Genomic DNA, 16,211 nt, shown 5'->3' with positions numbered 1-16,211 from the left:
ACCTACAGCTTAAACAAAAAAACCGCCAAAATGGCGGTTTTTTTAGAAGTTAGCGATTAGTGAGTTTTTTCAAACTCATCAACTTCACGCTCTGCTTCTTCTTTAGATTTACCATACTGCTGCTGGATTTTACCCACAAGCTCTGTACGGCTACCTTCAATTTTGTCTAAATCGTCGTCAGTAAGATCGCCCCATTTTTGTTGAGCCTTACCTTTAAGTTCGTTCCAATTACCTTTCATACGATCGCTGTTCATAAGTTTCTCCTTACTTAGATTTAATTAACGTTCAGTATAAAAGGAGCAAGGCGTGTACCAACAAGTTAAATATTTATTTTATATTAATAATCAGTGTTTTATGTTTTTGTTGAGGCAGTAATGATTAATGTTGTGAGCACATCCTTAAAAAATGTACAGAGCGGTCTGTAATTATTTCCGATTATGTAACCCTTAATTAAATCCTTTATAACCACACAGCTTTAGCGGCGCGTATATTTTTGGTTTTTGTTACAATGCACACAAAGCAATTTTGGGTAAATAGCTGTGCTGCCGGTTCAAGACATATATCAACAACTCGTTACTACATTACAAAGTAATCCTATTACGTTATTACAAGCGCCGCCTGGCGCGGGTAAATCTACGTGGTTGCCGCTGCAACTCATGCGTGACGGGCATTTTAAACGTATTGTAATGCTAGAGCCTCGCCGTTTAGCTGCACGTAATATTGCCAGTTATTTAGCAAAGTGCCAAAACGAGAGTGTTGGGCAAAGTGTGGGCTTGCGGATTAGGGGCGAGGGTAAAGTAAGCGCTAATACGCGCCTCGAAATAGTTACCGAGGGCATGCTAACGCGCATGCTGCAAAACGATCCCGAATTAAGCGATATAGATTTACTGATATTTGATGAATTTCATGAGCGTTCAATTGCAGCCGATACCTCACTTGCCTTTGCGCTTGAAACTCAAAGTGCGCTGCGTGACGATTTAACCATTATGCTTATGTCGGCAACGCTAGATACTGAGCGTTACACTGCGTTTTTTGATTGCCCGGTTATACAATCAAGCGGTCGCAGCTATCCAATAGACGAAATATACATACCCATAAAAGATGAAAGTCGCTGGCTTGATGCAATTCCTAACATAATAAAACAAGCACTTAATGAGCAAACAGGCAGCGCATTGGTATTTTTACCTGGGCAATTTGAAATACTACGCGTGCAACAAGCACTGAGCGATTTACCCAGTAACTGCCAAGTTGCAACGCTATTTGGCGAGCAAGATAAAGCTAATCAGCAAACTGCTATTGCCCCTGCACCTAACGGCATGCGCAAAGTAGTGCTTACCACCAATGTAGTCGAAACTAGTTTAACTATTGAGGGCATACGCATTGTAATTGACAGCGGCAAGCGCCGTGCAGCCACCTTTAATTTAAAAACAGGGGTTACTGAGCTCACAACACAAAGTATATCGCGCTCGTCTGCTGTGCAGCGCGCTGGGCGTGCAGGGCGAATAGAGCCGGGTATTGTTTATCGAATTGGCTCAAAGCAAACCTTTGAGCGACGTAATAGCCACGACAATCCCGAAATACTCACATCAGACATAAGCCAACTTATGCTTGAGGCAAAGCAATGGGGAGCCAGTATTGATGAGCTAACCTTGCTCGATAAGCCCACTGAGCAGCAATGCGGGCAAGCAAGTAATCTGCTTAACATGCTAGAAGCTATTGATAGCAAAGGTAAGCTCACACCGCTTGGCAGTAAAATGTTAGGTTTTGGTGCTGATATTCGTTTGGCGCATATGCTATTAAAAGCACAAATACTGGATGACCAACTCCCTGGTATTTTTAGGCTCGCTATTTATTTAGTGGCATTACTTGAGAGCCGAGTAAATAGTGCAAACGAGTTGAGTTTAGCGCTGCATAGCCAGCAGCAACGTCCGCATCCGGTATTTAAACAACAGTTAAAATATTGGCAAAGCCGCTTAAAAGTAAAAGACGAAAACAGCGAATTAAATACGCATTATATTAGTTTGCTAGTGGCATTGGCATACCCCGATCGCATCGCTAAAAAACGCGGTAATGGTTATTTACTTGCCAATGGTGCTGGTGCTGAGTTAAATGTCGATTACTGGCACAACGACGATTACTTAGCCATAGCAACCATGGGCGGGCACAAAGGTGGGCGTATATTTGCAGCCACCGCACTTAACCCATTTGAGTTACAAGAATTTTTACCGCATTTATTTAGTGAACTTACTCGTTGTGAGTTTGATGAAAAATCAGCGCGCTTTATTCATCAAGATGAAGTAAAGCTCGGGGCTATAACGCTCAGCAGCCAGCCTAGTAAACAAAAACTAGATAAGAGTGAGCGTGCTAAAGCGTGGCTTAGCTTATTTGCTAAACACGGTTTTGCTTTATTTAACGAGCAACCTGATGCGCAACAATTGCTGATACGTATGAGCCTAGCAAGTAATTTAATGCCCGATAAATTCCCGCAAATAAACGAGCAACAACTTATTCAAAATGCAGCGCAGTGGCTAGGCGTGTTTTTAGAAGATATTAAAACGCTCACGCAGCTTAAAAAGTTTAACTACTTTGAAGCATTACAAAACTGCTTTGATTGGCAACAACAAACCACGTTAAAAGCTTTGTTACCTCTGCGCTTAACGGTGCCCAGTGGCTCAAATATAAAAATAGAATACCAACTTGATGGCCCCGCAAAGCTAAGCGTGCGTATGCAAGAAGTTTACGGCTTGACCAGTACGCCTATGCTTGCCAACGGTAGATTGCCATTGCTTATGGAGCTGCTATCGCCAGGTAAACGTTCATTGCAACTTACTCAAGATTTAGCCCACTTTTGGGCTAGCAGTTACCGCGATGTGCAAAAGGAAATGAAAGGCCGCTACCCTAAACATTTTTGGCCAGACGACCCAGCCAACAGCGTTGCAACAAATAGAGTAAAGAGCAAAATGTAATTTGCCGTATTTTATAACTTTATTTACTTTAAATAGTGTGTTTTTATATTAGAAACAATAAGGAATGTTAAAAATGAAAATAATATTTGCTGCTTTACTTCTACTCTCATCGGGTGTCAGTGCTAACAATTACCAAGAAGAAGTTGATAAATTTTTTGAATTGTACTCTGATGAAAAAATAAGCGATGCTGTTGATTCCATTTACGCAAGTAATAAATATGTATCGTCGATACCTGACCAGGTAAAACAGATAAAAGCACAGCTATCCTCACTTGATGATCTTGTTGGTGAAATTAATTTCATTAATAAGGTTTCTGATTATAAAGTTGGGGAGCTTTTTGTTCATGTAACCTACCTAGTAACCTACGATAGGCAGCCTATTCGTTTTGAATTTCAATTTTTTAAAGTGAAAGAAGGTTGGAGAATTTATTCAATGTCTTTTGATGACAATATCGATGAAGATATAAAAGAACTAGCAAGAAAAGCTGCGCTAAAAAATTAATGTATTAATAAATTTAGTCGTTTTAGTAAAAATACTTTTTTAAAAAGAGTCGTTATGAAGTGCAAGCTAAGCTTTCTATAAATTATATTTCTTAGCTTTTCAGCCCGTGCCGATGAGCCGTTAGACCTAAAGCTGTTTGCACTGAATTATTACAACGCCATGACCGCCACATAAGCACCTAACGCAGGTGCTAAAGAGCTTGAGGCTTACCTTGCATTGTTAACCGATGATATTGGCAATCAACATATTCCGTATCAACCGGATGACTCACGTACTCCAGATGGTAAAAAGCAGATGCGCAAAGGTATAAGTTTTTACTTAGGTGCGCACACATTGTTTGAAAGCACACTGCTTCATACATTTGTGTTTAACGATACAGGCTTTGCTATTCGTTATAAAAACTATGTAAAAGGTATTCATCCGCAAAATGGCGATGATCCGCAAGTATCACGAATAAACGAATAACTAATAAAACAAATAAGGATATATTTATGAAACGTTTACTTATCGCACTATCAATATTAATGCTCAGTGCATGTGCTAGTACAAAAAGTGATTTTAGGTTTGATGGATCTACGCCTGAATCAACTCAGGCAGGAGTTAATAAAGTTTTAAAGGCATTAAAAACTCAAGATTCAATGCGCTTTTTAGGCGCTTTAATCGCAATTCAGTTTTCTGACGTGCAAAGCGCAGAAGATATAATAGGCGACCCTACCATGATGAATGAAGTGAATTACTTTATTATTGGTAAAAAAATTGATGGCTTAAATTATTATGAAGTACTGGATCTTGCGAGTTCGTCTCCATCAAAAGTTGAATTTTCTGTAGAAGAGTAATTTTATTTTGTTAGTTACAATATAATTTTACGACAATGATGCAGTGCATTATTGGCGTTTTTATATGAAATTATTTATATTTAACTATTTATACTTTACTATTCGGGATGATAGTTCATTTTTTTAAAAGCGTCGTATACAGCTAAATGTAGTGTTTCAGTGTGATCTAGGTTTTCAAAATAGCCAAATTGCACTTGGCTTTTACTACTCAGAATAGGCGCTACTTTTTTATGTAATTGCTTTGCTAAACCTTCCATTAATTCGCCTTCTTTACCTACTCCAATATAAACCGATTGAGGAAAGGCAGTTGGCTCAAAAGGGCCATTCAGTAATTCATTATCGGCCCACCATAAGCTGGGGCTAATTATTACGTAATGATTAAACATTGCAGGGTGATTAAACAAAATTTCGGTGGCTAGTAAACCACCTAACGATTGACCAATTAAAGTACTTGTTGAGTTGGTACGGTATGTTTTATTGATCAGTGGCCGTAGTTCGTCGTTTATAAAACTAATAAACTTTTTTGAGCCACCGTGCGTTGGCAAGTCTTTTAAATCGAGGGCATTATTACTCGGTGATGTAAAATCGTGTTTACGATCGATATTTGCTATACCCACAACAATGGCTTCGGGTATATGGTTTATCCACGGAAAAGAAGCAAATTGTACAAGTCCTGCAATATGAATAAAGTCTTCATCTTTTGAGCCATCGAGTAAGTAAATAACAGGGTAATGCTTATCGCTTGATTGCTCATAACTATTAGGCATGTAAACGTTTATAGTGCGTTGCTGCTCAAGCGTGGTTGATTTAAAGGTAAAGGTTTCACCAATACTAAAAGGTTTTGTTTTAATCGGTTCTGCATGGCTTAATAAGCTAAAAGCTAAACATATTATTGTAAATAAACTTAACACTTTATTTTTCATTAGATTGCCTTTAGTTATTGTTATCACTTAATTTAAACTTCTTTACCGCCATGCTTTTCTGCTAGGTCGTCGAGCTCTGCTGAGGTGTAATCAAAACCACTTTCGTCGTATTCGTATGTCACTTTTACACTATCGCCGCCATTAAAAAGTCGTGTTTTTACATCGTTAACCGGCCAGTCTTTGAGCTCGTGTAAAAATCGGTTAGCAACTTGTGAAGATTCAAAACAATAGCGAATTTCTGTTTTCATAAATAATAAAGCTCTGGCTGTTTACCCCAGCTGCTAGCGCATTATTAATGGGGCGTTCATGATTCGGTTACAAAAAATAAAGAGTTAAATTGTAAATTTTGTGTTTCAATAAATGCATTAAACTCGGTACACACTAACGTACTTTAATTAACAAATGATGACGACTTTACATGCATTATAAATTTGCTCTTATCGCAAGCTCGGTTTTTATACTAAGCGCTTGCGGTGGTTCAGGCTCCGATGATACGCCAACCGTTAACGGAAATAAAATCCCCATTTTGTCAGTCGCTGATATTCCTAGTGAATTAAGTAAAGGCCAAACAATTGAGCTAACAGCAACAGCCAGTGATAAAGACGGCACTATTACATCTGTTGTGTGGCAACAAACGCAAGGGCCTGAACTAATTAGTGGGACTTTAGAGGCAACAACTACTTCAGTAACACTGCTAAATGCGCAAAGTTATAAGCCTGTTGATTATGCTTTTTCGGTAACAGCAACCGATAACGAAGGGGCAAGCAGTGTAAAAACGCTAAGCTTTACTGCACGTAATAATATGGATGACATTAGCGCCGCACGGTTACTACACCAAGCAACAATGGGACCTAAGCTTAGTGAAATACAAAACGCACAAGGTTTAAGCGAGCAGCAATGGCTTGATAAACAAATAGCGCTACCTATTAATTATCACCGTGATTATTTAGTAAAGTTAAATGACGATGATGACTTTAAATACATAAGCCGCATAGACGCATGGTGGAAGGCAGTAATGCAAAGTGACGATCAACTTCGTCAACGTGTTGCATTTGCGTTAAGTGAAATATTAGTAGTGTCGGATGAAAACAGTGCCTTAAGAGGCCAACCTGAGGGCATGATCACTTATTACGATTTGCTACTAAAGCATGCCTTTGGTAATTATCGTGACTTACTCGAAGATGTCACGCTTTCGCCTATTATGGGAACTTACTTAAGCCATTTGGGTAACGAAAAAGCAGACGATGCACTTAATATTCGCCCAGATGAAAATTACGCACGTGAAGTAATGCAGTTATTTACTATTGGCCTTGAAGAGCTAAATCTAGATGGCAGCGCCAAGCTTGATGCACAAGGTAATACTATTGCTACTTACGGACAGGTCGAAATAGAGGGTTTTGCACGCGTATTTACTGGTTGGACGTTTGCCGATAGTGAAACATTTAAGCGTAAAAGTCGTGACTATATTAAACCAATGGAAGCATTTGACGAGTACCATTCTAGTAAACAAAAAACCTTACTAAATGGCGAGGTTATACCACAAGGTTATACAGCAGAAGAGTCATTGCAAATAGCGCTCGATAATTTATTTAACCATCAAAATGTTGCGCCATTTATTACTAAGCAACTTATTCAGCGATTAATTACGTCAAATCCAACCCCCCAATACGTTGAACGAGTAGCTAATGTGTTTGTTGATAATGGCGCCGGTGTACGCGGCGATTTAGCGGCTGTAGTAAAGGCTATATATTTAGATGATGAAGCACGGCATTTTGGCTCAGTGCTTAACTATCAAGGTAAAATTAAAGAGCCTATTTTAAAAACCGTACAGTTTTGGCGAAATCTCGATGCTAAATCTTTGGCTGGTTACTATAAAACATGGAATTTAATAAATAGCTACGGGCAAGGACCCATGCAGTCGGCTTCGGTATTTAACTTTTTTAGGCCTGATTATCAAACCGCAGCTTTGCGAAATGAAGGTATTGTTGCGCCAGAGTTACAAATAGCAAACGATGCGACACTGATTGGCACCATGAACGCGCTTTACGCAAGTTTAGTGTGGAGTACCGCTGAAGCACACAGTGATTTAAATTCAAATGGTATTTATGTTTATATTCAAGACGACATGAATGTTTTAGAGAAAAACGGTGTTAGCGCGCTATTAACTCAGTACAACACGTTATATTTTGCAGGCGCAATGAGCAGTGGCACACGCCAAGCATTACTTGATTTAGATGCCTACTTTAATGAAGATCAATACCGTGAACGGGTTTCGTATTTATTATATATGATTGCTATTTCACCTGAATTTAACGTGCAGTATTAGGAGCGCATAATGAGCACTAATAGAAGAGAGTTTTTGTCGTTATGTGTAAAAGGCAGCGTATCGGCTGCCGCGTTAACGAGCCTGCAATTACAAGCATTAACTGGAGCGACTAATGCCGTTGAGCTAGGTGATTATAAAGCATTAGTGTGTGTGTATTTATACGGGGGGAATGATTCGTTAAATATGCTCGTTCCGCTTGAAGGCGAGCAACGGAGTTTGTACAAGCAAAGCAGGCAAAACCTAGCGGTAGAGAGCCCACTTGAGCTAAGCATTAAAAGCCAGTTTGCAGGTGGCGTAGGTATTCATCCTTCACTTGAACCGATACAAAATGTGTTTGAATCTCAAAATTTAGCATTTATAGGCGGGGTAGGTACTTTACTCGCTCCCACAACATTGAATGACTATAAAAATAAAACAATAGGTTTGCCTAAGCATTTGTTTTCGCATAACGATCAGCAAGCTGCGTGGATGTATGGTCGAGAAAAACAATCACTTAATAGCGGGTGGGGCGCACGACTTTTAGAGCGTTTAGAGTTACAAGATGAGTTTGCAGCTAATGTATCACTCGACGGTACTAATTTATGGCAAACGGGAAGTGCTAGCAATGCATTTGCGCTTAACAAAAGCGGCATTAGTAGTATTAACGCGTTTGGAGGGTATCAACCTCGTAGCGAGCACGTAACCGCTATTATGAACCGCTTACTAGGCAATACGAGCCATCCGTTAAGTACAGCTTATGCCAATGGCTTAACAAGTGCGATAAATAACACTCAAGCAATGAACAGCGCGTTAGAAAGCGCGCCTGCACTTATTACCCCATTTAGCGATAATAGCCTTAGTGAGCAATTTGCCGCAGTCGCTAAAACAATTAGCGTACAGGCAAAGTTGAGTACTCAACGCCAAGTGTTTTTTGTTTCTATGGGGGGGTATGATACCCACGACAACCAATTAACAACGCACCCTGCTTTATTAAATACGTTAGCTCAAGGGTTAAGTGAATTTGATAGTGCGATGAAAGAGCTTGATATGGCTGATAAAGTGACTACGTTTACTATGTCTGATTTTGGTCGCACGTTGACCTCAAATGGCGATGGCACTGACCATGGTTGGGCAGGGAACCAAATAGTAATGGGCGGCGCAGTAAAAGGCGGCAATATATATGGCGAGCTATTAACTCAACATTTGGATGGCGCACAAGATACCGGTGGCGGGCGTTTAATTCCAAGTGTTGCTAATGAGCAGTACTTTGCCACATTGGCTCAGTGGTTTGGTGTGCCAAGCTCTGAGCTTGTTGATATTTTTCCAAACTTGAGTAACTTTGATCACACAACATTGGACTTTTTTGTGTAATTAGTCGCTAATAGTAATCTAAAAGCGCTTGTTAGTAGTATAAGCTACTGTTTAATAGTGCTTAATTGTTTTAATAATAAAAAATCACACAATATAGGAATCATAAAATGAAAGTTTTAGTGAGCTTAGTTAGTCTAATCGCCTTTTTACTCGTCATACTGCCGGGGCCTTTGTATAAATTTGGTATTGTAGAGCTAGGAACTGCGTTTGCTGGTTTTAAATTTGGTGTTTACGCTGGTGGCGCTGCATTGGTGCTACTTATAGTACAAGCGTTATTTATGCGTAAAACGTTAACGCTAAGCAGTGGTGTTATTGCGCTTGTGTTTTCGGTTGTGGCTATTGCTATGCCACTTAACATGATGAACAAAGCTAAAAGCGTACCGGCAATTCATGATATTTCAACAGATTTAGTTAACCCACCAAAATTTGTAGCAATTGCGCCACTGCGTGTTGAAGCACCAAATCCAGTAGAGTACGCAGGTGAAGAAACGGCAGTACAGCAACGCAAAGCATACCCTGAACTGGCAACGTTAAGCTTTGCACAATCTAAAGCCGATTTGATGGCAGCAAGCGAACAAGCAGTTAAAAATCTTGGTTTTGCAGTGGTAAGTGCAAACACGGCTACAGGTATTGTAGAAGCTACTGATACAACCACATGGTTTGGTTTTAAAGACGATGTGGTAATTCGTATTAAAGATGAAGGCAGCCAGCGTTTTGTTGATATTCGTAGTAAATCGCGAGTAGGGCGTAGTGATTTAGGAAAAAATGCAGAGCGCATTCATTCAATTATTAATGAACTAAACAGCTTACTTGCAAAATAATTAAATTTAGCGCCCTAGTACTAACGATTGAGCCCAAACACTGTTTGGGCTTTTTTGTGCCTATTTTATATTGTCAGGTTCTATTCACGGGCTATGGACTATGCTGTTGATGATTTAAATTTTTAACCACTATGGAGTTATTATGAAAACAGTAGGATATGCAGCAAAAAGCCAAGGTTCTGAATTGACAGAGTTTTCTTTTGAGCGCCGCGATTTGCGAAATAACGATGTAGAAATTGAAATTTTATACTGTGGTGTGTGCCATTCAGATTTACACGCCGTACGAAATGATTGGGGTGGCAGTGACTACCCGCTAGTACCTGGGCACGAAATTGTTGGTAAAGTTATGTCGGTAGGTAGCGACGTTAAAAAATATAAGCAAGGCGACACAGTTGCTGTGGGTTGTATGGTTGATTCGTGCCAAAGTTGCGATCAATGTGATAACGACGAAGAGCAATTTTGCCGCGAAGGCATGGTTGGTACGTACGCAGGCAAAGACCGCGTTAGTGGTGAAATGACCCAAGGTGGATATTCTAAGCATGTTGTTGTACGCGAAGAATTTGTACTTTCTGTACCAGAAAATTTAGACCTTTCACGCGTTGCACCGCTACTTTGTGCCGGTATTACTACGTATTCGCCACTTTATAAGTGGGGAGTACAAAAAGGTAGCCGTGTTGGTGTTGTTGGTCTAGGTGGGCTTGGTCACATGGCCGTTAAAAATGCAGTTGCAATGGGCGCAAGCGTTACGGTAATTGGCCGTAGTGAGTCTAAAAAAGATGATGCGGTTAAATTAGGCGCTCAGCACTATTTAGTGTCATCTAATGATGACGAAATGAAAGACTCGCAATCTGCCTTTGACGTCATTATAGATACAGTCCCTGTAAAACATGATTTATCTATTTACACACCGCTACTTGATGTAGATGGTACATTAGTTATTGTAGGCCAAGTTGGTCCTGTAGATGAGCTAAGCACGGTGCCATTATTAATGGGTCGCCGTCGTATTGCAGGCTCACTTATTGGTGGTATTGCACAGACGCAACAAATGCTCGACTTTTGTGGTGAAAATAACGTGCTACCTGAGTGCGAAATGATCAACATTGACGAAATTAACACGGCATACGAGCGTATGGAAAAATCTGACGTACGATACCGCTTTGTTATTGATATGGCATCGTTAAACGCTTAATTTACTAGGTAAATTAAAAATAAAAGAGCCGCTAATTAGCGGCTCTTTTTGTATTTTAAATTAACTCGAACTCAGTTAATTAGTAGCTTGCGCTGTTGGTTGCTGTTTGTTTAGTTGTAAGTAACTTAATAGCCACATACCCAAACCACCTAAAAACAATGCAGCTGCTACGTAACCTGTTTGATTAGGTGCAGCACCTTGCGCTATTGCTATTCCGCCAACCCAAGGACCTATAGCATTGGCAGTATTAAATGCGCACTGTACTAAGGCACCAATCATAGCGTGGCCTTCGGGCGCAACGTCCATTAAAAGCGTTTGAATCAGCGTAGCCAAGCCCACACTGCAACCAATAAAGAAGATCACCGCGTAAAGAGCCCAAATATTATGGCTTGCCGTTACATATGCAAAGGCAAATACAATAGTACATACAAGCGCAAGGCCAGTCGTTTTAATTGCTGATTTATCGGCAGCTTTACCCAGTACATAGTTACCGAGTGTACAACCGATACCAAACATTACCATTGCGATAGAAATAGTATACGGAGCTGTTTTTGTTACCACTAATATGGTGTCGGCAATGTAAGTATAAATACAAAACACTCCGCCAAAGCCAATAATTACAATACCCAAAATGGACCAAACCAGTTTATTTTTAAGTACGCCAAACTCGTTTAGTAAGTTAGAAGGCTTAGCGTTATCGATACTAGGCACTACTTTATAAACAAAAACAAAAGCAATAAAGGCCAGTACTGCAGCGCCAGCTAAACAATAACGCCAACTTAAATTTTGACCTACAAGTGTAACTATAGGCACGCCAACAATAGTAGCCACAGTTAAACCCATAAACACCTTAGACATAAAGCTTGCACGCTTACCTTTTGGGGCAATATCTGATGCTAATAAAATAGCAGCACCAAAATATGCACCATGAGGTAAGCCACTTAAAAATCTAAATATTACAAGCTGCTCAAGCGATGTTGCCATCGCGCTTAACCCGTTTGAGATAAACATTAAGCTTATAAAAATGAGCAATGCTTTGCGCTTTCTCATATTAGCAGTAGTGAGCATTAAAATAGGGGCGCCAACTACAACACCAATGGCGTAAGCACTAATTGCGTAACCACTTTGTGAGGGCGTTGATCCAAATGTTTCGCTAATTAGTGGCAGCATAGGCATCATCGAAAACTCAGATAATCCTAAAATAAATGTGCCAAGTGCTAATACGAGTAAAATAGCGGTTCTGTTAAGTTGACTAGATGCCGACGTTACATCTGATGTCATAGATGATCCCTTAAGATTTAATTTTAAAAGTGAAACAGCACAATAAATTCTGAATAGAAAATATTATATGTATGCTTAAATTTTGGTGTGAGAGGGTAGTCTGTGAGAGTGCTATTTTAAGTTAAAAAAAGTACAGAGTCATGCATAAATTAGTGTTTTTGTTAGGTTTTTTTAAATGTTAATTAGAAGTAAATACTACTTGAAATTTATAAAATAAAAAAACTATTTATAAAGCATGCATCTATAAGGTGTTAAATATTCGCCGAAAGGTTATTTAGAGCTTATATTTACAGTACAGTTACATGTTGATATCACATTAATTTGCTAATGTTTTTACTAATTTACTCCTTAAGGTTTTTATATGTTTGGTATTTCTAAAAGAAACGCAAAAATTGAAGAAATGGAGCTTCAATTAATTCAAAAACAGTCTATCTTGTCGGCAATTAACAAGCATGTGGCTTATATAGAGTTTACACCTGAAGGAATAATATTAGACGCAAATCAGTTATTTCTAGCTACTGTAGGCTACAGCAAAGAGCAAATAATTGGCAAACATCATCGCATGTTTTGCGAACCTGAATATGCAAAGTCAGACGAATATAGCCAATTTTGGCAAGCATTAAAAACCGGAGATTCTAAATCAGGATCGTTTTTAAGATACAAAGCTAATGGCGATAAGCTTTGGCTTGAGGCAACTTACTTTCCTGTAGAAGAGCATGGCGTAGTCACTAAAGTGATTAAAATAGCCTCTGATATTACGACTAGTTATATACAACGAAAGGCACAAGAAGCCATAGCTAGTGCACTCGATAAAGCATTGGCTACAATAGAGTTTACCCCACAAGGTAATATTTTAAGTGCAAATCAAAACTTTTTAGCAACAGTAGGCTACAGATTAAAAGATATTGTAGGTAAACATCATAAAATGTTTTGTACTGAAGTGTTTTATGAGAAAAACCCACACTTTTGGAATGAATTAGCGCAGGGGCAGTTTAAGTCAGGAAAATTTAAACGTATTGCCGCCGACGGTTCAGAAATTTGGCTAGAAGCTACTTATAACCCAATATTAGATAACAAAGGTAATGTAATTAAAATAATTAAGTTTGCATCAAATATTACTGATCGTATACACAATAATAATGCAGTGACTGAAGCCGCTGCAATCGCGTATGAATCGGCGGTAGCTACAGCGCAAACCGCTAAAAAAGGTTCTGAGATACTACAAAGTTCTGTTGCAAACTCAGATGCCATTGTAAGCCAAGTTCTTAAGTCAGTTGATTTAATTAAAAATCTTAATGAACAATCAGCTGTAATAGGCTCCATTGTTTCTACAATCAGCAGCATTGCTGATCAAACTAATTTACTTGCACTCAATGCTGCTATTGAAGCTGCACGTGCTGGTGAATACGGTCGAGGTTTTGCTGTAGTAGCTGACGAAGTAAGGCAACTTGCAGCCAGTACGAGTAGTTCAACTAATGAAATAGCGACCGTTGTTAAAAATAACCAAGAGCTCACTAATGATATATCAAGGCAAATTACGTCGGTTTCAGACTCTTCAGAGCAAGGCCGAGAGCTTATTGCGAATGTATCTGAGGTTATTAAAGAGATTGAGCGAGGGGCTGATATTGTTTCTCAAACAGTCGCTGAGTTAAATACTTAATTTATTATATGACCTTTTAGATTAAACACGCCTAACAACATTCAAAATTGATAAAGTGCGACAATATGTCGCGCTTTTGCTTTTGCAGTTCACACTATAATTACGCCAATTATTACAGTGGCATAAATTAACAATGGTTTATAAAAGCAAAACTCAAAAAACTTACTTACTTTCCCCTGTCGCACTTTTTATTAGCTGTGTGCTATCTACTTTTGCATTTGCCGACGATACGTCTTTAGAAGTAATTGAAGTACACGGACATGCTCAAAATAAGCACTTAGCTCTTGGTTCGTCAGAATCGTTATTAAGTGATTTAGGTGTCGACTTTTCAGCTGCGGGCGGCGTATCTAACCTCCCTATTTTAAATGGTTTAATGGGCGACAGAGTTAAAGTGTTAATTGATGGCGCAGATGTAACCGCTGCATGCGCTAATCATATGAACCCGCCACTTTCGTATATCTCGGCTAATCAAATTACGTCTTATAATGTGGTTGCAGGCGTGTCGCCAGTGAGTGCGGGCGGCGATAATATTGCTGGCGTAATAAGCGTTAATTCTATTTCACCACAGTATAGCGATAGCAATGAATTAGGTTGGCACTCAGGTTATGTGTCAGCAAAGTACAGTAGCGTTGATAACGGACGTAAACTTGGCGTTGGTGCACGTTTAGCAAGTGACACGCTTAGCCTTAATTATCAGGGTTCGTTTAGTGACGCAGATAGTTATGAAGACGGTAACGGCGATGTAGTATTAGATACATTGTACCGAGCACAAAATCATAGTTTAACCGCAGCTATGCGCGATGATAAACAGCAATTAGTTATAAAGCTAACGCATCAAAAAATCCCATATCAGGGATTTGCAAATCAGTATATGGATATGACCGATAACACCAGCTACGGTGCAATAGCTCAATACAAACGCTCCTTTGAAAACAGCGAGCTTGAAGGGCAAGTCAACTGGCATAGCGTAAAGCACGAAATGGGTTTTTTCAGTGAAGAAAAAACAGGCATGATGCCAATGAAAACTGATGCACAAGATATAAGTACGCAGTTAAAATGGCGTATTGCGCTAGATAAAAACAGCAGTATTTTACTCGGCCAAGAATATTACAATTACAGCGTTGATGATTGGTGGCCAGGTATTGAAGGCTCAACCATGATGGGCCCCAACGATTACGTAAATATAAACAACGGTAAACGAGAGCGGATAGCGGCATTTGCAGAATTTGAGAGCCAAGTAAATACAAAGTTATGGTTAAACGCAGGCGTACGCATTGAAAGTATTAATACCCACGTTGGAGAGGTTCAATCATACAACGATGGTATGAGTATGATGAGCATGGGCGGTATGGTTATGGATACTTCTATAAATAATGCTGTTGCAGCTAAGACATTTAATGCTGGAGACAGAGATAAAACCGACACCATAGTTGATGCTAACTTATTAATTAACTACCAAATAACAAATTATGATGAGCTGCAATTTGGTCTTGCCCGTAAAAACCGCGCGCCCAATTTATACGAGCGATACAGTTGGGGTGTAAGCACCATGGCAACCACCATGATTGGTTGGTATGGCGATGGTAGTGGCTATATTGGTAACCCTGATTTAGACGTTGAAACTGCGCATACAATAAGTGCTACTTATATTAAATCGGCTAAAGATGATGGTTGGCGATTAAGTACCAATGTGTGGTATACCGATGTGAGCGACTATATTGATGCTGATATTGTAAGAAGCTTCAATAGTTATAACTTGGACAATACAACGCGTAACATTTTTCAGTTCACTAATGTAGATGCCATTTTGTATGGTGCAAAAATAGATTTAACAGCCAACATTTATGAATCTAAGGACTTAGGTAACTGGCAGTTACACGCTAATGTTACTAATACGAGAGGCAAGCGCGACGATACTAACCAGCCGCTTTATCAAATTAAACCACTGCAAACCCAGCTAGGTATTAGCCAGCAAATAGGTCGATTTGAAAATGCATTATCTTGGCAGTGGGTAGATACTAAAAGCCGTGTAGATAATAATCGTTTTGAAAACCAAACAGACAGCTACAGCTTGGTTAATTTAAGCTCTAAAGCCACATGGGATGCATTAACGCTAAGCGCAGAAGTGAGTAATGTGTTTGATGGGTATTACCAGCTCCCACTAGGTGGTGTAAGTATTGCGGCACTTAAACAAGATAGTAGCAACGGGTTTGAACAACTTGCAGGGCAGGGGCGTTCATTTAATTTAAGTGTTAGTTACGCGTTTTAATTAACGTCATATTCAAATTTAAAATAAAGCAAAAGCCATAACCACGTTATGGCTTTTTTTGCGCTTTAATAACTAATAACTAATAACT

General features: G+C 39.3%; 14 protein-coding genes. 10 read left to right on the top strand and 4 right to left on the bottom strand.

Going from position 1 to position 16,211, the window contains the following annotated elements; translation table 11 throughout:
* Nucleotides 1-56: 56 nt before the first annotated feature.
* Nucleotides 57-254, bottom strand: coding sequence for a CsbD family protein (locus H5157_RS17240; protein WP_002958133.1), 198 nt, complete (start codon nt 252-254; stop codon nt 57-59).
* A 285-nt stretch (nt 255-539) separates the two neighbouring features.
* On the opposite strand from H5157_RS17240, the gene hrpB reads away from it, so the two are divergent.
* The 4 genes from hrpB (at nt 540) to H5157_RS17220 (ending at nt 4,304) form a co-directional block, all read left to right on the top strand.
* Nucleotides 540-2,966 carry an ATP-dependent helicase HrpB gene (hrpB, locus tag H5157_RS17235; RefSeq protein WP_182725151.1) on the top strand — a complete coding sequence of 809 codons (2,427 nt, stop codon included), beginning with the start codon at nt 540-542 and terminating at the stop codon, nt 2,964-2,966.
* Between the two features lie 73 nt (nt 2,967-3,039).
* Nucleotides 3,040-3,468: a hypothetical protein gene (locus H5157_RS17230; RefSeq protein ID WP_182725150.1), complete on the top strand. Its 429-nt coding sequence runs from the start codon at nt 3,040-3,042 to the stop codon at nt 3,466-3,468.
* A 216-nt stretch (nt 3,469-3,684) separates the two neighbouring features.
* Complete coding sequence (locus H5157_RS20965; RefSeq protein ID WP_259399119.1) at nt 3,685-3,933, top strand: hypothetical protein; 249 nt, start codon at nt 3,685-3,687, stop codon at nt 3,931-3,933.
* Between the two features lie 26 nt (nt 3,934-3,959).
* Nucleotides 3,960-4,304, top strand: coding sequence for a hypothetical protein (locus H5157_RS17220; protein WP_182712553.1), 345 nt, complete (start codon nt 3,960-3,962; stop codon nt 4,302-4,304).
* Between the two features lie 98 nt (nt 4,305-4,402).
* Here H5157_RS17220 and H5157_RS17215 read toward each other — a convergent pair whose 3' ends face one another.
* Together H5157_RS17215 and H5157_RS17210 are read right to left on the bottom strand one after the other, a co-directional pair.
* Complete coding sequence (locus H5157_RS17215; protein ID WP_170072030.1) at nt 4,403-5,227, bottom strand: alpha/beta hydrolase; 825 nt, start codon at nt 5,225-5,227, stop codon at nt 4,403-4,405.
* 32 nt (nt 5,228-5,259) lie between these two features.
* Nucleotides 5,260-5,475 carry a hypothetical protein gene (locus tag H5157_RS17210; RefSeq protein WP_010555169.1) on the bottom strand — a complete coding sequence of 72 codons (216 nt, stop codon included), beginning with the start codon at nt 5,473-5,475 and terminating at the stop codon, nt 5,260-5,262.
* A 170-nt stretch (nt 5,476-5,645) separates the two neighbouring features.
* Between H5157_RS17210 and H5157_RS17205 the strand changes: the two genes are divergently transcribed.
* The 4 genes from H5157_RS17205 (at nt 5,646) to H5157_RS17190 (ending at nt 10,913) form a co-directional block, all read left to right on the top strand.
* Nucleotides 5,646-7,553, top strand: a complete 1,908-nt coding sequence (locus H5157_RS17205) for a DUF1800 family protein (RefSeq protein ID WP_182725149.1) — start codon at nt 5,646-5,648, stop codon at nt 7,551-7,553.
* Between the two features lie 9 nt (nt 7,554-7,562).
* Complete coding sequence (locus H5157_RS17200) at nt 7,563-8,903, top strand: DUF1501 domain-containing protein (protein WP_182725148.1); 1,341 nt, start codon at nt 7,563-7,565, stop codon at nt 8,901-8,903.
* A gap of 107 nt (nt 8,904-9,010) precedes the next feature.
* The gene (locus tag H5157_RS17195; protein WP_076925126.1) at nt 9,011-9,724 is read left to right on the top strand and encodes a DUF1499 domain-containing protein; all 714 of its coding nucleotides are present in this window, start codon (nt 9,011-9,013) and stop codon (nt 9,722-9,724) included.
* A gap of 142 nt (nt 9,725-9,866) precedes the next feature.
* Complete coding sequence (locus H5157_RS17190) at nt 9,867-10,913, top strand: NAD(P)-dependent alcohol dehydrogenase (protein ID WP_182725147.1); 1,047 nt, start codon at nt 9,867-9,869, stop codon at nt 10,911-10,913.
* A 75-nt stretch (nt 10,914-10,988) separates the two neighbouring features.
* Here H5157_RS17190 and H5157_RS17185 read toward each other — a convergent pair whose 3' ends face one another.
* The gene (locus H5157_RS17185) at nt 10,989-12,194 is read right to left on the bottom strand and encodes an MFS transporter (protein WP_024598262.1); all 1,206 of its coding nucleotides are present in this window, start codon (nt 12,192-12,194) and stop codon (nt 10,989-10,991) included.
* Between the two features lie 361 nt (nt 12,195-12,555).
* Between H5157_RS17185 and H5157_RS17180 the strand changes: the two genes are divergently transcribed.
* Together H5157_RS17180 and H5157_RS17175 are read left to right on the top strand one after the other, a co-directional pair.
* Entirely contained in the window at nt 12,556-13,854 is a 1,299-nt protein-coding gene (locus tag H5157_RS17180; protein WP_182725146.1) for a PAS domain-containing methyl-accepting chemotaxis protein, read from the top strand.
* Between the two features lie 133 nt (nt 13,855-13,987).
* Complete coding sequence (locus H5157_RS17175) at nt 13,988-16,123, top strand: TonB-dependent siderophore receptor (RefSeq protein ID WP_182725145.1); 2,136 nt, start codon at nt 13,988-13,990, stop codon at nt 16,121-16,123.
* The last annotated feature ends 88 nt before the right edge of the window (nt 16,124-16,211 follow it).

It is taken from the genome of Pseudoalteromonas sp. SG43-3 (assembly GCF_014164385.1).
GTDB lineage: Bacteria > Pseudomonadota > Gammaproteobacteria > Enterobacterales > Alteromonadaceae > Pseudoalteromonas > Pseudoalteromonas distincta.
This window is presented reverse-complemented; position numbering and strand designations above follow the sequence as displayed.